Raw genomic sequence first — 17,522 nt, 5'->3', positions numbered from 1 at the left:
GTCCCGCGGCAACCGTCCGGAACAGAACAAAGTCTCGAATTCATGCCAGATCTTCTTATCGAACTGCGCTCCGAAGAAATTCCCGCCCGCATGCAGCGCAAGGCGGCCGGCGACCTGAAGAAGCTCGTCATGGACGCCCTGGTCGAGGCGGGCCTGACCTACGAGGGGGCGCGCGAATACTGGACGCCCCGCCGGCTGACGCTCGATATCCGCGGCCTCACCGCTCGCTCCGCCGATGTCCGCGAGGAGCGCAAGGGCCCGCGCACCGACGCGAATGAAAAGGCGATCGAGGGCTTCCTGCGCGCGGCCGGCCTCTCCTCGATCAGCGAGGCGCACGTCCACACCGACCCGAAGAAGGGTGACTTCTACGTCGCCCACATCGTCAAGCCGGGCCGCGCGGCCGAGGACATCATCGCCGACGTGATGCCGGCGATCATCCGCGATTTCCCCTGGCCGAAGTCCATGCGGTCGGGCGCCGCTTCGGCCAGGCCGGGCAGCCTGCGCTGGGTGCGGCCGCTGCAGTCGATCGTCTGCACCTTCGGTTCGGACCACGACGAAACCAGGGTGATCCCCTTCGCGGTCGACGGCATCGTCGCCGGGAACGTCACCTACGGCCACCGCTTCCATGCGCCGGAGGCGATCACCGTGCGGCGGTTCGCCGACTATGCCGAGAAGCTCGAAAAGGCGAAGGTCGTGATCGATGCCGAGCGCCGCAAGCAGATCATCTCCGCCGACGCCCACAACATCGCCTTCGCCAACGGCCTTGAACTGGTCGAGGACGAGGGCCTGCTCGAGGAAGTCGCGGGTCTCATCGAATGGCCGCGGGTGCTGATGGGAAGCTTCGAGGAAGGCTATCTCGAAATCCCCTCCGAAATCATCCGGCTGACGATCAAGACCAACCAGAAATGCTTCGTCACCCGCGCGCCGGGCGCCGAAACGCTGTCGAACAGGTTCATCCTCGTGTCGAATATCGAGGCCAAGGACGGCGGCAACGAGATCGTGCACGGCAACGGCAAGGTCGTGCGTGCGCGCCTCTCGGACGCGGCGCACTTCTGGAAGCGCGACCAGGGCGACCTGCCGGACCTCGAAACGCTGGAGGCGTCGGCGGCAAAGTTCGGTCTCGATCTGAAAAAGCCGCTGGACCAGCGCATGGCCAAGCTCGACGCGCTGAACGTCACCTTCCATGCCAAACTCGGCACCCAGGGAGAGCGCGTCGCCCGCATCCGTTCGCTCGCCGCCGCACTCGCCGAGGTCACCGGCGCCGATCCGGCACTGGTCGACCGCGCGGCCGTCCTCGCCAAGGCGGATCTGCGCACCGAGGCCGTTGGCGAGTTTCCCGAGCTGCAGGGCATCATGGGGCACAAATATGCGGTCCTGCAGGGCGAGACTGCGGCCGTCGCCAATGCGATCGAAGATCACTACAAGCCCCAGGGCCCTTCCGACCGCGTTCCGACCGATCCCGTCTCGGCGACCGTGGCGCTTGCCGACAAGCTCGACACGCTCGTCGGCTTCTGGGCGATCGACGAGAAGCCGACCGGCTCAAAGGACCCCTACGCCTTGCGCCGCGCCGCACTCGGCGTCATCCGGCTCATCCTCGAAGGCCGGGCGCGGCTGCCGCTGCTGCCCTGTTTCGATGCCGCCCTGGCGGGCCTCAAGGCCCAGCGGGAGGGCCTCGCAGGCGACATTTCCGCCGATCTCCTGGCCTTTCTCCATGACCGCCTGAAGGTCTATCTGCGCGATCTCGGCGCCCGCTACGACCTCATCGACGCCGTGCTGACGCCACAGGCCGACGACCTGTTGATGATCGCCCGCCGTGTCGAGGCGCTGACGGCCTTCATCACCGCGGAAGAGGGCAGGGACCTGCTCGCCGGTACCAAGCGTGCGACGCAGATCCTCGCCGCCGAGGAGAAGAAAGGCACGGAGGTCGCCGCGACGGTCAACGAGAAGCTTTTCAGCCTCGATGCCGAGCGCACCCTGCACGCCTCCATCAAGGTCGCCTCCGACGACGCGCGCGAGGCAATCGTCAAGGAGGATTTCCGCTCGGCCATGGAAGCGCTGTCAAAATTGCGCGAGCCGGTCGACGTGTTCTTCAATGACGTGCTCGTCAATGACGAGGACACGGCGATCCGCGCCAACCGCTTGGCACTCTTGGGACTGATCCGTTCGGCGACGGGCGAGGTTGCGGACTTTTCGAAGATCTCCGGTTAGAGTTTGCCGGACACTTTCGCTGGGAGCCTGTCGACAACCGACAGGCTCCATCCTATCTCTGGCGCATGACGAGCGATCATCCGAGCGCAGGTGCAGGTGTCATCAAACCTCCGGGCCTCGAGCGGCGCGGCGATTGGATCGCCCTTGCCGAGGACGCGATCCCGTTCGAGCGAATCGAAGCCTTCTTTGCCGGCCGGGCCTATGAGCCGCATCGTCACGATACCTATGCCGTCGGCCAGACACTTTCGGGCGTTCAGAGTTTCCGGTATCGCGGCGCCGAGCGTACGAGCCTTCCCGGCACCACAATGGTGCTGCACCCGGACGAGCTGCATGACGGGCAGGCCGGCGCCGAGGAGGGGTTTCGCTACCGGATGATCTATATCGAGCCGGCCGCTATCCAGGGCGTCCTCGGCGGCCGGCCGCTGCCGTATATCAAGGGCGGGATTTCATCGGACCCTCGTCTGTTCGCCGCGGTCCATGCTCTCTTGCCCGCGACGGATGCCCGAATCGATTCCTTGGAGTTCGAGGACGGCCTCTTCGAACTTGCCCACGCGTTGGAAGCCGCGGCCGGTGGGCCGGCGAAAGCGGGAGGGCCGCTCGACTATCGCGCTGCCGAACGCGCGCGCCTCTATCTGCATGATCTGCCCGAAGGCACGGTTACGCTGGAACGCCTCGAGGCGATCAGCGGCCGGGATCGCTGGGGCCTCAGCCGTGACTTTCGCCGCTTGTTCGGGACGAGCCCCTATCGCTATCTGGTGCAGCGGCGCCTTGAGGCGGTGAAGACCGAACTCAGGCGAGGCGTGCCGGCTGCGGAAGCTGCGTTCGATGCCGGCTTTGCCGACCAGGCGCATATGAGCCGGCACTTCAAGAAGGCCTTTGGTATCTCGCCCGGACGATGGCTGCGAATGGCCGGCAGCCCCGAGTAGTCGGCCGCCCCTCCCGCCTACCGGCACCTTCTCGCCGCAGGCGGGGCGAAGGGGCGATGCCGCGCCGGCGCCATTCCCCGCTCCCCGCATGCGGGGAGAGGGTTAGGGTCAGGGGCGAGATACGGCGCTTTGCTAAACGGCCTTTCAGCCATTCCTCCTCAACAGGAGCGCTGCACGATCATTCAAGAACGATCGCCGCAGCCGCATTAATCTCGGCCCAAAATGACTGGAGGAAACGGCGATGGACACGTCCAGGCGGAGCTACGCACCGATCAATTTTGCCGACAAGCTGGCGCAGTTTGCCGATCAATGGCAGCCGCGCGTGATTGCCGAGCTCAACGACTATCAGTTCAAGATCGTGCGCATCGAAGGCGATTTCATCTGGCACGATCACCCCGAGACGGACGAGGCCTTCATCGTGCTCGACGGTACGCTTCGGATCGATTTTCGCGATGGATCTGTGACGCTCGGCCCCGGCGAAATGTACGTCGTGCCGAAAGGCGTCGAGCACAAGCCCTATGCGGCGGACGAAGTGAAGATGCTGCTGATCGAGCCGCGCGGCACCTTGAACACCGGCCATGCGGGCGGCGAACGGACCGCCCGGCAAGACATCTGGATATGATGAGATGGCGATCGCCGGCGATCTCGCGCTTTTCGTCCTTGCTGCCTTGCCGCTGATGGGCAGTCCTGGACCGGCGACGCTCAGCCTTGCCGGCATGGGGGCCGCCCATGGCGTCGCGCGCAGTCTCGGCTACGCCGCCGGCGTCAATATCGGCACCATCGCCGTCGTGCTGCTGATCGCCACGGGCGTGACCGCGGTACTCCTTGGCATACCCGGGATGAAGTCGGCGGCCATGGTACTCGCCGGCGTCTACATGCTCTACTTGGCATGGCACATAGCAACGGCACCGCCGGTTTCGGCTGACGAACGGGGATCGCATGTTCCCTCGTTCCTTGGCGGCTTCATCTTGGCGATCGCCAATCCGAAGGCCTATGCGGCGATTGGCGCCGTCTATGCGGGCAGCCTGATCGAGGCCGATCAGGATACCCGGGCCGCGGTTGCCAGAGTCCTGATTCTGTCGGCGGTGGCGATCGCTGTGAATACGACCTGGCTCGCCTTCGGCGCTGCGATTGCCACCATCCTCGGCGATCCGACCAAGGCGCGTGTCGCCAACCTGATCTTTGCGGTCCTTTTGCTGGCCTCCGTTGCTCTCTCGGCCCTCGCATAGCCTCCTCGCCCCTTGCGTGGTCGCGGCGCCCGCGGCTATGGAGGACGCCATGACCGCCAGGATTCTCGTCAGTGCCTGCCTCATGGGCCATGCGGTGCGCTACGACGGCGCCGCCAAGCCGCTGCGCCACCCGGCGATCGATCGCTGGCGCCAGGAAGGCCGCCTCGTCGCCATCTGTCCGGAGATGTCGGCCGGCATGCCGGTACCGCGCCCGCCGGCGGAGATCGAGGGCGGCGGCACGGGTGCCGACGTGCTGGCCGGTAAGGCCCGTGTCCTGGAAAAGACCGGCGGCGACGTCACGGCGGAATTTCGCCATGCCGCCGAAAACGCCCTTGCGCTTGCCCGCGAGACGAATTGCCGATTTGCCTTGTTGATCGACGGCAGCCCGTCCTGCGGCTCCGGCTTCATCTATGACGGTCGCTTCACCGGCACGCGCGTTGCGGGGGAGGGCGCCACGGCGGCGCTGCTCAGGGCCAATGGCATCGCGGTCTATTCCGAGCGCGAGATAGAGGCCTTGGTCGCGAGCGTTGACGGTGAGGCGGCAAAGGCACCCACCTAAAGATTACGCCCCTGCTTCTCTCAGGGGCGCAACCTCTCGCCATTGCAGCGAATGCCCGCCAGCCTTGAACACAGGGACAGGCTGACTGGGGCAGGGAACGTTTACTAATATGGGCTCAATCTAGGCGAAGATCGAAACCTGCCGGATCAAATTTTCGTGAACTGTCGGCCGCCATCGAGGCGGCAACCGGGTCTGCATGCGAGATCGTCGCGACCGCGGCGGTCTTGGCAGAACGGTCGATGCCGACCGTGTCGGCCGGGACGGCGCCCGCCGAGACATCCGCAACCGTCTGTTGGTCGGCGTTCCTTGCCGCGGCCTCGATCGCCTCTTGCGATGCCTTGTTGACGAAGACGACCGGCGACCCGCCGAGCCAGGCTTCGGTGCGCAGCGACTTCAATTCGCCGTCAACTTCCTTGAGTTCCACCCGCTCGGTGCCCGGCGCGAGTTCGGGAACGACATAGGACGGCTTGGTCTTCGGCTGCAGGGTCGGGCAGCGCGCGCAGGAAATCGTCGCGACGCTGGCACTGCCCACCGTGCCGGACGCCATCTCCTCGATCGAAGAGGCGGCAGCCGGGCCGGCGGCACATAGGAGCGCGGCGGTGAGCAGCAGGGAACGCATCTATCTCTCCTCGATTTCGTCAAGGGCGAGAATAGGCGTTCTCCCTTACCGTCCCCTCAGGAGAATTGGTAAAAATTGAATGATGCGGCGTTTTTCCGAAGAGCCGCGCGGCAAACGGTGCTCAGGCCCTTTCGCGTGCGACCGCTCGCCAGCCAATGTCGTGGCGATAGAAGCCGTTCTCCCAGACGACGCCCTGCAGCGCCGCATAGGCTGCATCCTTGGCGTCGCTGACCGTCTCTCCCATGGCGGTGACGTTCAGCACGCGGCCGCCGGAGGCGACAAGGACGCCGTCCTTCATTGCCGTGCCGGCATGGAACACCTTCGTCGTCGCGGATGCGTCGGGCAGGGCTGCGATCGGCGTGTTCTTCTCGTAGGCGCCGGGATAGCCGCGGGAGGCCATCACCACCGTCAGCGCCGCTTCGTCGCGCCACTCGACCTTCATGCCCTCGAGCGTACCGGTGGCGGCGGCATAGAGCAGCGGCAAGAGGTCGCTCTTCATCCGCATCATCAGCACCTGGCATTCCGGGTCACCGAAACGGACATTGTATTCGATGAGCTCCGGCCCCTTGGCGGTGATCATCAGCCCGGCGAAGAAGACTCCCGTGAAAGGGTGGCCGCTTTCGGCCATGCCGCGCACCGTCGGCTCGATGATCTCCTTCATCGTCCGCTCGACCATCTCGGCAGTCATCACCGGTGCCGGCGAATAGGCGCCCATGCCGCCGGTGTTCGGTCCCGTGTCACCGTCGCCGACGCGCTTGTGGTCCTGCGCCGAGGCGAGCGGCAGCACGCTCCTGCCGTCCGAGAGGCAGAAGAAGCTTGCTTCCTCGCCGTCGAGATAGGCCTCTACGACCACCTCCGCACCGGCGGAACCGAAAGCACCGGCGAAACACTCGTCCACCGCTTGAAGCGCCTCGTCGAGGGTCATCGCGACCGTCACGCCCTTGCCGGCGGCAAGCCCGTCCGCCTTGATGACGATCGGGGCACCCTGTTCGCGGACATAGGCCCTGGCGCCCTCCGCCTCGGTGAAGCGCTTGTAGGCGCCGGTCGGGATCCCGTAGCGGGCGCAGAGATCCTTGGTGAAGCCCTTGGAGCCTTCGAGCCGGGCCGCCGCAGCCGAGGGGCCGAAGGCGGGAATGCCCGCCGCGCGAAGCACGTCGGCGAGCCCCGCGACCAGCGGCGCCTCGGGGCCGACGACGACGAAGTCGATCGCTTGGCCGCGGCAGAAATCGACGACGGCCTCGTGATTATCGGTGTCGAGCGCGACTATCGCCGCTTCCTCGGCGATGCCCGGATTGCCGGGGGCGGCATAGAGCGCGGTCAATTCCGGCGACTCCGCGATCTTCCATGCTAGCGCATGCTCGCGCCCGCCCGATCCGATCAGAAGAACCTTCATCGCCACCCCCGCCTTCAGGAATTGTTGGGCTGCGGTTAGGACGTGAGGCGGCAGAAGGTCAAGGAAAAAGCAGCCAGGGCACGCAAATTTCGCGTTCGGTCCGGCGCCTTGCGTGCGGCCGCCATCAGACCTGGCGCTTGGTCGTCGGCCGATCCGCAAGGCCCGCGGTCGAGCCCTCGTAGGGGCGTGCGGTTCGCGTGAGCGCCCAGATGGCGAGGTCGTCGAGGGCAAGCGGCTTGCTGATCAGATAGCCCTGGAACCGGTCGCAGCCGGCCGCGGTCAGCATCGCAAGCTTCTCCGGCGTGTCGACGCCTTCGCCGACCACGGCCATGTCCTTCGCGTGGCAGAGCGCGATGACGGCCTTGAGCACCGCCAGGGAATGGGAGGCCGTCAGGTTCGAGACGAGGACCCGGTCGAGCTTGATGGTGTCGGCGGCATAGTCGATGATCTGCTGCACCGAAGTGTAGCCCGCGCCGAAATCGTCGATCGAAAGCCGGAAGCCTTTCTGGCGCAACTCCTCGATGTTCCAGCGCAACCCGTCGCTGATCTTGACCGCGAATGTTTCGGTGAGCTCGATGTCGATCGACTGCGGCTCGAGCCCGTGGCGTCCCAGGCATTCGGAAAAATAGTCGCTGATCGATCGCGAATGCAGCTCGGCCGAAGAGACGTTGATCGCGACCACGGTGTCCGGCCCGAACAGGCCCTTCAATTGACGGCAGTCCGACATCGCCTTGTCGATGACCCACCAGTCGATCTTGGTGAAGAGACCGGAACTCTCGGCGATCGGCACGAATTCGTCCGGCGTCACTGGGCCGAGGAGGGGCGAGTTCCAGCGCAGCAGGGCCTCGCAGCCGGTGACCTCGCCGCGCGCATTGACGATCGGCATATAGACGAGGTGAAACTGCTCGTCCGGATCGAGTGAGCGCAATTCGTCCTGGATCTGCCGCTGCCGGGTCCGCTCGTCGTTGAGGGCGCGGGAGAAGCGCGCCGAACGGTTCTTGCCGGCGCTTTTCGCCTGGTACATGGCGGCGTCGGCATTCGAGATCAGTTCCGCGACGGTACTGGCGTCGTCCGGGCAGACGGCAACGCCGATGCTCGCCGTCACCGGATACCGCTTGCCGGCGACTTCGAAGCCGCCGTCAAACAGGGCCAAAATCGCGTTGCATATCTCGCGGACGGTGCCGTCGCCCGCGCTCGACCGCACCAGAACCGCAAATTCGTCGCCGGAAAGGCGGGCGAGAACCGCCGGCTGCCGCCCTCTTTTCCGGGTGATGCCGTCGACGGTCTGGCGGACTCGGGCCGCAAGCGCCTTCAGGAGATCGTCACCGACATTGTGACCGTGCTTGTCGTTGACGAATTTGAAATTGTCGATGTCGAAGAACAACAGGCTGCACTTCTCGCCGGAAGCGATGGCTTCCTCGACGGCGCCCGCCGCAAGTGTGTTGAAGCGTCCGCGGTTGCTGATGCCGGTCAGCGTATCCGTCCACGAATTCTCCTGCACGAGCCGCAGGGAACGAGCCGAATGGCCGTGAAGCTCGCGGATATTGTGCGTCAGACGCCCGATCTCACCCGCCTCGTCCATGTCCCGGATGTCGTCGCGCTCGCCGTTCATCACCGCCGTGACGTCCGCGTCCAGGCTCGCGATCGGTCCGGTGATGAAGCGCCGGATCAAGAGCACGATCAGGAAAATGGACACAAGGCTCATGGCGAGAGCGCCGAGGGCGAGCAGCGCCATCCGGCGAAGCATCTGCTCTTTCAAATAGGCGTCCGGGACGACGATCGTCGCGTAAAGCTGCGACGCGAGCGGCACGCTCGCGGAAAGAGCGTCGGTGACGGCGAGCGGCCATGGCTGAAGCACGATGTCGGCCCCGTACTCCTTCTTCAGGGCTGCCTGCATGGCGAGGAACCGGTCCGGCAGCACGGCTATCTGCATAAGCAACGCGTTGGCCTTGTTGCTCGGCATGGGGCGGGCGAAGGTGACCGGGTCGATGAAGAGCGAGTAGACGATCCGCGGCCGGTCGCCGGTGGGCTGGAGATAGGTCAGATCGCTCAGCCGCTTGCCGGCGATCAACCGTCTCGCCAGATCGCGCTGGGGGCCGTCGATCTCGGCAAAGGGGTCCCAGCTGTTCTCGAAATAGTATTCGGGCTCCGTTTGCGCGTTGAGGACGGCAAAGGAGATATACGCAATCGGGTCTTCGGACAGCGACTTGATGCTCTCCTGCAGGCGCTGGCCGAGCGCGGTCATGCGGTAGCGCTCGTCGGTTTCGGCCACGAATTGGCGCAGGACGTTGCCGTTGAGGAGAGCGTTGAGGAAACTCTTGCTGCGCTGGATCTCGTTCTGGAAAACCGCGGCGGTGTGCTCGAGCCGTTGCGACAGCTTCGCCTGTTCCAACGCGCGGATCGATCGCTCCTGGGCGATATAGACCGAGAGCGCCGCGAGCAGATAGCCTAAAAGCACGACGGGGAAGATCAGGAAGAGTGCGCGCTTGCCGAGAGTCACTGAAAATTCGCCAATGTGCTGATGATGCGCCGACGCGCCTGGACCGAGCTGATTGAAAGTTCCTGCTGGAACTGGCTTTTCGCCAGCGCCGCAGCCGGCGGATAAATTTCCGGATCGGAGCGCATCGCCTCCGGCAGAAGCTTCAACGCTGCGTCGCTCGTGGTGGGCATCGTCAAAGCCACGGCATTGGCGGCGGCCCCCTCGGGGGAACCAATGAAATCGAGGAACTCCAGGGCCCTCTGCCTGTGAGGCGAACTCGCGAGAACCGAAACGCAGTCGATCCAGGAAAGCGTCCCTTCCTCAGGCACCGAATAGCGCCACAATCCCGGCTTGCCGACCTTGTCGTTGAGGACGTGCTGATCGCCGCTGTAGCCGAGCGCCATGTGGATCTCGGGACCGATCGCCTGGTCCTGAACGGCGGTGATGACATAGTCATAGGTGAGCACTGCGGGCGCCTGTGCCCTCAGCAGTTCGAAGGCAGCCTTCAGGGTCTCCGTGTCGCTGGCATTGATCGCGGCACCAAGCAGCATCAGCGGCGGCACGAAAAGTTCGGTGTGATCGTCGAACATCGCGATGTGTTTCTCGAGCGATGATACCGGACGCATCAGGTCCTGCCAGGATGTCGGCGGCTGCGCGATCACATCGGAGCGATAGAGGATGCCGACCGTCCCGGTGAAATAGGGAAGGCCGTATCCGGCGCATCGGTCGCGCCACTTTGGCGCGTAGTCCGAAAGCGTCGGCAAATTGGCTTCGTCGACGGCCTGGAGAACACCGTTCTTGCCGAAAAGATGGGCGCCGTTCTCGTCTACGACGACGAGGTCGACATTGTTGCCCGGATCGGCGAGGACCTCATCGCGCGCGTCGTCGCTGTCGAAATTGATCTGGCGGATCGAAACCCCGGTCTCCTGCGTCCAGCGGTCGATGAGACCCTGGTCGATATAGGCTTCCCAGATCAAGAGGTTCAGCGTCTCGGCGCGGCTTGCAGCTGTGCAAAGCAATGTTGCCAGGAAGACGGATAGAGCCGTGCGTCTTCTCATTCTCTGCCCCCGCAGAAAGTCCCCATCTGCCGAGCGTACCCAGCAAAAATTGAGGAATGCTTACGGGGCGGGGCGCGAGCGAGGGCGGCGTGCGCTCCCATCTGTTCGCTTTGCGCGTCGTCAGGTGATCTCACCTGACTGCAAAATGCTTTAGCGCGACGGTATTTTCGGCAGGAAGACGGTGAAGATGCCGAGCAGCGGCAGATAGGAGCAGATCCTGTAGACGAACTCGATGCCGTGGCTGTCGGCGAAGATGCCGAGCACCGCCGCGCCCATGCCGCCGAAGCCGAAGGCAAAGCCGAAGAAGACGCCGGCGATGAGCCCGACGCGGCCGGGGACGAGCTCCTGCGCGAAGACGACGATCGCGGAGAGGGCCGATGAGAAGACGAGACCGATGATGATGCTGAGCACGCCCGTCCAGAACAGGTTCGCATAGGGCAGCAGCAGTGCGAACGGAACGACGCCGAGGATCGACAGCCAGATGACGAAGCGGGCGCCGTAGCGGTCGCCGATCGGACCGCCGAGAAACACGCCGGCGGCGGCCGAGCCGAGGAACAGGAACAGCATCAGTTGCGCCTGCTGCACGGTCGTCCCGAACTTTTCGATGACGAAGAAGGTGAAGTAGCTGGAGACGCTGGCGAGATAGACGTTCTTCGTCGCCGTCAGCAGGACGAGGATCGCGATCGTCCACAGGACGCGGGCCTTGGGCAGCGGCAGGGCGCGGCTCTGCACCGGCCGGCTCATGGTCGAACGGCGGTGCCGGACATACCAGGTGCTGACCCAGGAGAGCACGAAGAAGCCGGTGATCGCGACGATCGAGAACCAGCCGAGGCTGGCCTGGCCGAACGGAATGACGATGAAGGCGGCGAGCAGCGGCCCCATGGCGCTGCCGGCATTGCCGCCGACCTGGAACAGCGACTGCGCAAGGCCGTGGCGGCCGCCCGAAGCGAGCCGGGCCACGCGCGAGGACTCCGGATGGAAGATCGCCGAGCCGATGCCGATCAGGCTTGCCGCCAAAAGCAGCATCCCGAAATGATCGGCACTGGCGAGAAGGAGGAGGCCCATGCAGGTCGAAAGCATGGCGACCGGCAGCGAATAGGGCAGCCCCCAGCGGTCCGTGACGATGCCGACCGCCGGCTGCAGCATCGATGCCGTCACCTGGAAGGTGAAGGTCAGGAGGCCGATCTGGACGAAATCGAGGGCGTAATTCGCCTTGAGTACCGGATAGAGCGCCGTCAGCAGCGATTGCATGATGTCGTTCAGCATGTGGCAGAAGCTGACGGCCAGGATGACGGAGAAGGCTGTCTTTTCCGGATGCATGCTGCCTGCCGACGTGACCGATGCCATGGGGATGCTCCTTCCGGGCTCGCCGCGGGAGCCGTTTCGGCCCTCTCTTAACGGGCTTGCGGTTGGCCTGCTTTTGTGTTTTGGTCGACTTCTTTCGTGAGTGGGCCATATGGCGAAATCCGACCGAAACTACGTGCCGGAACTGCCGGACGACGATCATTTCAGGAGTCTGGAGTGGATCGAGAAGGCGAACGCGCCCGTCCTGGCGATCGGGAAAGATTACGGCAGCGGGCTGGTCGTGCCCCTTCACAGCCACAGCCGGACGCAACTGTGGTGGGCGCGCTCCGGCGTCGTGCTCGTCCGCACGCCGGACGGGCGGTGGATGATCCCGCCCGGCCACGCCTTGCTCATTCCGGCCGGCATGGAGCATTCGGCCGAGATGGTGAGCGACGTCCGGATGCACTCGATCTATATCTCTCCCACAGCAAGTCAGGCACGCCGGCCCCTCGTTCTCGAGGTCAGCCCGCTCGCCGCCAGCCTCATCGACGAACTCGTCGGCGTCGAATGCGCGACGTCGTCTGAACGGCGGGAAAGCCTGATCATGGATCTGCTGCTCGAGGAGATCCCGCGCCTGACGGAGCGGCCGCTCGGCCTGCCTTTCCCGCGGGATCGCAAGCTCGCCGCGCTCTGCCGGCAGTTTCTGAAGGCGCCCTCGGCGGCCGCGAATATCGACGAGTGGGCGGAGCGCCTGGGCATCAGCCGGCGCTCCTTCACGCGGCTGTTTCGACAGGAGACGGGCGTCAGCTTCGTCACCTGGCGGCAGCAGGCCTGCATCTTCGCGTCGTTGCCGCGCATCGCCGACGGCGAGCCGATCACCACCGTGGCGCTCGATGCCGGCTACGAGAATGTCGCGGCCTTCACCACCATGTTTCGGCGCATGCTCGGCGCGCCGCCGAGCCTCTATCTTCGCACCCAGGCGGCTTGAAGGCCGACGATGATCACGGGCGCTTGACCGACCGGATTTGCGGGGCCAAACAGAAGCGATGAAGACAACCTCAGCCGATTCCGGGCGCGTCCACGACGCGCCGTCCAACAACTGGGTCTATCGCGTGCTGCCGCGGGCGCTGTGGCCCTATGCGCAGCTCGCCCGCTGGGACCGGCCGATCGGCTGGCAATTGTTGCTGTGGCCGTGCCTCTGGTCGGCCGCGCTGGCCTCGGGAACGGCCGCGGCGAGCGGCAGCTTCTCCGCCGGCCGCTTCCTGTTCCACGCCTTCCTCTTCACCGCGGGGGCGATCGCCATGCGCGGCGCCGGCTGCACCTACAACGATATCGTCGACCACGACATCGACATGGAAGTGGCGCGGACCCGCTCGCGGCCGCTGCCGTCCGGTCGCGTCACCCGCTTCGAGGCCAAGGCCTTCATGGTGCTGCAGGCGTTTGCGGGCCTCGTCATCCTGCTGCAGTTCAACGGCTTCTCGATCTTTCTCGGCATCCTCTCCCTGGCGCTGGTGGCGGTCTATCCCTTCGCCAAGCGCTTCACCGATTGGCCGCAATTCTTCCTCGGCCTTGCCTTCTCCTGGGGCGCGCTCATGGGCTGGTCGGCGGAATTCGGCACCCTGTCGCCGGCAGCGATCATCCTCTACGCCGCCGCCATCGCCTGGACGATCGGCTACGATACGATCTATGCCTACCAGGATCGGGACGATGACGAGCTGATCGGCGTCCGCTCGACGGCGCGTCGCTTCGGCGACGAGCCGAAGCCCTGGCTGATCGGGCTCTACGGGATCACCGTCATCCTGATGTTTTTCGCCTTCGTGGCGGCCGGTGCCGGGTTCTTCGCCTATGTCGGGCTTGTCGTCGCGGCGGTGATGCTCGCCTACCAGATCCTGGTGCTCAACATCCACGATCCGCTGCAATGCCTGGCGCTTTTCAAGTTCAACAGTGTCGTCGGCCTGATCGTGTTTGCCGGGCTTGTCCTGGCGCTTCTCGTGCGCCTCCTCTGAAACGCATCTCCAGCACGACGGCTGCATCATTCCTCAAATCGCATTTCGACCTGAGGAATGAGGCAGTCGCTTACGCCCAGCTCGTCTCGGCGTCCGCCTTGCGGCGCTTGGCTGCGATCTGCGTCTTGAACAAAGCCCTGAGGGCGGCGAGGGCATCAAGCAGGTACTTGCGCATCGGATTGTCTCCTTCATTTGTGTCCGGGCTACGGACCGCTTATGGCATGAAGGAGGCGAGGGCCTTGTTTCGGCGGTAACACTTTCTCGCGACTTGGAAACGTCTTGTGATCGCGGCCACCGAATAAAATGGCCGGCCGTGGTGATCGGCCGGCGGATCGACGAAATCGGGGATGCTTGTGCCGATCAGCTCCGGGCGATGATCTCGCGCCCGTCGATCTTCATCTGGACGCCGAGGGTGCCGGTGGAGCGGCGCACCAGGAAGCGCGGGCGGCGCTCCGCGAAGAAGGCGTGACGGCGGCGCGGCTTTGCCGGTGCGGTGCGCAGGTCGCCGAGATGCTCTTCGAGCGGCCGCGCGACACCGTCCGCTTCCACCATCAGCATCGGGATGCGGTAAGCCTCGGCCCAGGCGCGCCAGTCGGCGGCGATGTCGGAAAGGTCATGCGCGACGAGCAGCGGGATGCAGAGATCCGGATCGTCGTGATGAAGTTCGAGCGTCACTGTAACCTCCCCGTCGCCATGGTCGATGGCCCGCGCCGCCACGCCCCTGAAGGCTCGCGCCGGCAGGGCAATCGACAGCGGCAGGCCGCTGGATGGTAGCACCTTGCGCAACACGGCGCCACGGTGGTCCAAGTTGATGCTGACATTGCCCGTGGAACCGCGCAAGGCATAGGTCGCTTGCTGCGGAAAACGCTTCGGGTCAAGCCTAAGGGTGTTTTCGACCCACGCCGGTTGAGAGAGTGTGTTGCGCATTTCAATCGCCCTTGTTTTCCTTGAGAGCCGGATCCGGCCTTCGTGTCGGGACTTTTCGTCCTCTATGGCGGGCAGGATAGGCGGCCGCTCTTCCGGGCGACTTAAAATTCGCGGTTAAAAAAACTTTGCGTTGTCCGATGGTTAGCAAAAGCCGAGGCGACAAGGTTTCCCTTTCGTCAACGGAAACCTGACAATTTTTCGCGCCGGCGACGGCCGGGCGAAAAGCCACACACAAGCCTCCTCAACCATTTTTGGGCTCATCGACTTGATTGCGGGGATGTCGGGATGCCGACGGTCCCCGATCCTTATTGGCGGGCGGCGCATGGTTTCGACATATCTCGACTACAATCTCATCGCGCGGGATATGAAGGTGAGCCTGAAACGCGTGTCGGAGCAGACGATCGTTGCCCGCGACACGCAGTACTACAAAGAGAATATCGGCAATGTGACCTCGGTCGACGCGTTTCTCGCCGACTTCCGTCTCTACTCATACGCAATGAAGGCCTATGGCCTCGAGGACATGACCGATTCGGTCGCCTTCATGCGCAAGGTCCTCGAAAGCGACCTCTCCGACGACAACAGCTTCGCCAACAAGCTGACGGACGAGCGCTATCGCGATTTCGCAACCGCCTTCAATTTTTCGGGCGGCGTCGCCGTGTCGCAGACGGAAGAGCAGCTCGACGAGATCATCGGCCTCTACAACACGAGCATCCTCAACATCGCGGAGACCCAGAAGGAGGAAACCCGTTATTACAACGTCATGATCGACAAGATCACCGGCGTCGATCAGCTTCTGAACGATGATCGGCTGAGGGCCTATGTCTTCACCGCCTTCGGCGTCGACGAGAGCACCTATTCCCGCCAGACGATCCGCAGCGTGCTGTCCAGCAATTCCGCCGATGCGCACAGCTACGAGAATACCGTGCTCGGCCCGCAGATCTCCGAGATCGAAGCGGCCAAGGCCGAGGCGGAGGCCGAGCTCGATGCGGGCGGCCTCTCGGAGGCGGAGGAAGCCGAGCTCGAAAGCAAGATTGCGACCTACAAGAAATCCCTCGCCACGCTCAACAGCTACCTCGAGCTCGCGGCGGCCTTCGACTTCGGCGCCGATGGCACGGCCACCGCCGGCGCGGCACAGACGGCCGCGAACAAGCAGGCGATCAACGAGCGCTACGTCTACAGCAACGCCCGCGTCACGCCGCAGGCGGCGCTTCTGAACAAGGCCTATTTCGAGGAGACGATCGGCACCATCGCGACCGTCGACGAGCTCGTCGCCGATACGCGGCTCTACGACTACATCAGGACCGCCTTCAATCTCGACGGCGTCACCGTCGTCACCGCCACCATCAAGAACATCCTGACGAGCGATCCGGACGATCCGACGAGCTACGTCAATACGATCGGCAAGGGCGACGAGAACTACATAGCGCTTGCCAAGGCCTTCAACTTCCAGGAGGACGGGACGCTCGCCGCCGGTGACACGGCCCAGACGACGGAGCAGACGACGCTCACCTCCAGTCGCTATATGACGCGTTACAACGACGAGGACGACGAAGCGGACGAGAAGGCGATCAGTTCCTATAAGACAGCCGTCGCCAGCATGACCTCCGTCGATGATTTCGTCAAAAGCGCCAGGATTTACGATTTCGCCCTGGCGGCCGTCGGTCTCGATCCGGAGACCGAAAGCGTCCGCACGATCAAGCGGGTGCTGACGAGCGACCTCAACGATCCGAAAAGCTTCGTCTACGCGCTGAAGGACGAGCGCTACCTGAAGCTCGCGCAACTGTTCAACTTTACGACAACGGGTGAGATCGGCGCTCCGGCGCTCGCCCAATCCGAGACACAGATCCAGGAAACGGCGAAGAGCTACATCGTCATCAAGTCCCGTTTTGGGTCGGAGGAGGACAAGACCGAGGCCGAGGAGGAAAGCAAATATTACACCGCCGAGGTTGCCAAGCTTTCCTCGCTTGACGAATTGCTGGCGGACTCGCGTCTCTGGAGCTTCGCGCTCGAGGCGAACGGCATCGACCCCGAGGACGTGACCGCTGATTTCCTTCGCGACATCTTCACCTCAGACCTCGACGACCCGGACAGCTTCCTCAACCAGCAGGAAAATTCCGCGGCCTATATCTCGCTCGTGACCTCTTTCAATTTCGACAGCGAAGGAAAGCTGTTGCGGGAGGCCAGGGATGCGATCGCGACGCGCCACGGGCTTTACGAGACCCTCGACCGATATCTCCACCAGACGCTGGAGGAACAGGCGGGCGAGGACAATGCGGGGGTTCGTCTCGCGCTCTATTTCGAGCGGCAGGCGGGCTCGCTCGTCGACGCCTATGATCTCCTCGCCGACGACGCTCTCGCCGAGGTGTTCCGCACCATCTTCAGCCTGCCCGACGAGTTCAGTTCGATGGATATCGATCAGCAGGCGAAGTTCGTCGAGAAAAATCTCGATCTCGAGAAACTGAGCGATCCGGCCGAACTGAAAAAGCTCCTGGCGCGCTTTGCCGTGCTCTATGACCTCGAGAACAACACCGAGATCGACCCGGCGGTGACGGTGCTTTCGACGAGCGGCAGCAGCATCGGCATCAGTGCCGACATGCTCTTCCAGCTGTCGCAGCTGCGGATGGGCGGCTAAGCATTTTGCAGTCGGGTGGAATCGCCTGACTCGCGCAAATGCGTCAGAACCAAAAAGATAGAGCGGCGGCGCGAACGCATGTGAGCGCATTCCGCTTTTGCATTTTGCGGTCAGGCGGCGTCGCCTGACGTCGCACGAATGCGGCAAAGTCGAGCGGCCGGAGGTCCTGTGGCATGAACGAAAGTAGGGGATTTCGGAGCGA

14 protein-coding genes are annotated in these 17,522 nt (G+C 64.1%); 8 read left to right on the top strand and 6 right to left on the bottom strand.

The annotated features are described in order from the left end of the window. Positions 1-42 precede the first annotated feature (42 nt). From glyS to ATB98_RS15110, 5 genes are all read left to right on the top strand, one after another. Positions 43-2,208, top strand: coding sequence for a glycine--tRNA ligase subunit beta (gene glyS, locus ATB98_RS15130; RefSeq protein WP_066875040.1), 2,166 nt, complete (start codon positions 43-45; stop codon positions 2,206-2,208). Positions 2,209-2,273: 65 nt separating this feature from the next. Then, positions 2,274-3,134, top strand: a complete 861-nt coding sequence (locus tag ATB98_RS15125; protein WP_084435479.1) for an AraC family transcriptional regulator — start codon at positions 2,274-2,276, stop codon at positions 3,132-3,134. 241 nt (positions 3,135-3,375) lie between these two features. Further along, positions 3,376-3,756, top strand: coding sequence for a cupin domain-containing protein (locus tag ATB98_RS15120; protein WP_066875038.1), 381 nt, complete (start codon positions 3,376-3,378; stop codon positions 3,754-3,756). 4 nt (positions 3,757-3,760) lie between these two features. Next, positions 3,761-4,363 (top strand): LysE family translocator, encoded by a 603-nt coding sequence (locus ATB98_RS15115; RefSeq protein WP_066875035.1) that lies wholly within the window; start codon positions 3,761-3,763, stop codon positions 4,361-4,363. A gap of 49 nt (positions 4,364-4,412) precedes the next feature. Beyond that, a complete protein-coding gene (locus ATB98_RS15110; protein ID WP_066875033.1) occupies positions 4,413-4,922 on the top strand; it encodes a DUF523 domain-containing protein in 510 nt (169 codons plus the stop codon). 115 nt (positions 4,923-5,037) lie between these two features. Here the strand turns inward: ATB98_RS15110 and ATB98_RS15105 are convergent, their stop codons facing one another. The 5 genes from ATB98_RS15105 to ATB98_RS15085 all read right to left on the bottom strand — a co-directional run bounded on the left by ATB98_RS15105 (position 5,038) and on the right by ATB98_RS15085 (position 11,818). Then, complete coding sequence (locus ATB98_RS15105) at positions 5,038-5,541, bottom strand: plant virulence effector HPE1-like domain-containing protein (RefSeq protein WP_066875031.1); 504 nt, start codon at positions 5,539-5,541, stop codon at positions 5,038-5,040. A gap of 121 nt (positions 5,542-5,662) precedes the next feature. Beyond that, entirely contained in the window at positions 5,663-6,934 is a 1,272-nt protein-coding gene (gene purD, locus ATB98_RS15100) for a phosphoribosylamine--glycine ligase (RefSeq protein ID WP_066875030.1), read from the bottom strand. Between the two features lie 124 nt (positions 6,935-7,058). After that, positions 7,059-9,434: a putative bifunctional diguanylate cyclase/phosphodiesterase gene (locus ATB98_RS15095; RefSeq protein WP_066875028.1), complete on the bottom strand. Its 2,376-nt coding sequence runs from the start codon at positions 9,432-9,434 to the stop codon at positions 7,059-7,061. Continuing rightward, on the bottom strand, positions 9,431-10,471 hold the full coding sequence (locus ATB98_RS15090; protein ID WP_066875026.1) for a polyamine ABC transporter substrate-binding protein: 1,041 nt from the start codon (positions 10,469-10,471) through the stop codon (positions 9,431-9,433). The genes ATB98_RS15095 and ATB98_RS15090 overlap by 4 nt, the downstream gene beginning before the upstream one ends. Positions 10,472-10,621: 150 nt before the next feature. Next, entirely contained in the window at positions 10,622-11,818 is a 1,197-nt protein-coding gene (locus ATB98_RS15085; RefSeq protein WP_066875024.1) for an MFS transporter, read from the bottom strand. Positions 11,819-11,927: 109 nt separating this feature from the next. Between ATB98_RS15085 and ATB98_RS15080 the strand changes: the two genes are divergently transcribed. Further along, entirely contained in the window at positions 11,928-12,743 is an 816-nt protein-coding gene (locus ATB98_RS15080) for an AraC family transcriptional regulator (RefSeq protein ID WP_066875021.1), read from the top strand. A gap of 58 nt (positions 12,744-12,801) precedes the next feature. Further along, a complete protein-coding gene (ubiA, locus tag ATB98_RS15075; RefSeq protein ID WP_066875019.1) occupies positions 12,802-13,761 on the top strand; it encodes a 4-hydroxybenzoate octaprenyltransferase in 960 nt (319 codons plus the stop codon). 360 nt (positions 13,762-14,121) lie between these two features. Here the strand turns inward: ubiA and ATB98_RS15070 are convergent, their stop codons facing one another. Then, positions 14,122-14,688 carry a DUF6101 family protein gene (locus ATB98_RS15070; RefSeq protein ID WP_066875017.1) on the bottom strand — a complete coding sequence of 189 codons (567 nt, stop codon included), beginning with the start codon at positions 14,686-14,688 and terminating at the stop codon, positions 14,122-14,124. 322 nt (positions 14,689-15,010) lie between these two features. On the opposite strand from ATB98_RS15070, the gene ATB98_RS15065 reads away from it, so the two are divergent. After that, positions 15,011-17,320, top strand: coding sequence for a DUF1217 domain-containing protein (locus ATB98_RS15065; protein WP_066875015.1), 2,310 nt, complete (start codon positions 15,011-15,013; stop codon positions 17,318-17,320). The last annotated feature ends 202 nt before the right edge of the window (positions 17,321-17,522 follow it).

This window comes from Sinorhizobium saheli (assembly GCF_001651875.1).
GTDB lineage: Bacteria > Pseudomonadota > Alphaproteobacteria > Rhizobiales > Rhizobiaceae > Sinorhizobium > Sinorhizobium saheli.
This window is presented reverse-complemented; position numbering and strand designations above follow the sequence as displayed.

Excerpts from the sequence above, each read along its gene's own strand:
- ATB98_RS15125 (WP_084435479.1), top strand. The coding sequence starts at position 2,274 with ATGACGAGCGATCATCCGAGCGCAGGTGCAGGTGTCATCAAACCTCCG.
- ATB98_RS15120 (WP_066875038.1), top strand. The coding sequence starts at position 3,376 with ATGGACACGTCCAGGCGGAGCTACGCACCGATCAATTTTGCCGACAAG.
- ATB98_RS15105 (WP_066875031.1), bottom strand. The coding sequence starts at position 5,541 with ATGCGTTCCCTGCTGCTCACCGCCGCGCTCCTATGTGCCGCCGGCCCG.
- ATB98_RS15070 (WP_066875017.1), bottom strand. The coding sequence starts at position 14,688 with ATGCGCAACACACTCTCTCAACCGGCGTGGGTCGAAAACACCCTTAGG.
- glyS (WP_066875040.1), top strand. The coding sequence starts at position 43 with ATGCCAGATCTTCTTATCGAACTGCGCTCCGAAGAAATTCCCGCCCGC.
- ATB98_RS15110 (WP_066875033.1), top strand. The coding sequence starts at position 4,413 with ATGACCGCCAGGATTCTCGTCAGTGCCTGCCTCATGGGCCATGCGGTG.
- ATB98_RS15090 (WP_066875026.1), bottom strand. The coding sequence starts at position 10,471 with ATGAGAAGACGCACGGCTCTATCCGTCTTCCTGGCAACATTGCTTTGC.
- purD (WP_066875030.1), bottom strand. The coding sequence starts at position 6,934 with ATGAAGGTTCTTCTGATCGGATCGGGCGGGCGCGAGCATGCGCTAGCA.
- ATB98_RS15065 (WP_066875015.1), top strand. The coding sequence starts at position 15,011 with ATGGTTTCGACATATCTCGACTACAATCTCATCGCGCGGGATATGAAG.
- ATB98_RS15085 (WP_066875024.1), bottom strand. The coding sequence starts at position 11,818 with ATGGCATCGGTCACGTCGGCAGGCAGCATGCATCCGGAAAAGACAGCC.
- ubiA (WP_066875019.1), top strand. The coding sequence starts at position 12,802 with ATGAAGACAACCTCAGCCGATTCCGGGCGCGTCCACGACGCGCCGTCC.
- ATB98_RS15080 (WP_066875021.1), top strand. The coding sequence starts at position 11,928 with ATGGCGAAATCCGACCGAAACTACGTGCCGGAACTGCCGGACGACGAT.
- ATB98_RS15115 (WP_066875035.1), top strand. The coding sequence starts at position 3,761 with ATGGCGATCGCCGGCGATCTCGCGCTTTTCGTCCTTGCTGCCTTGCCG.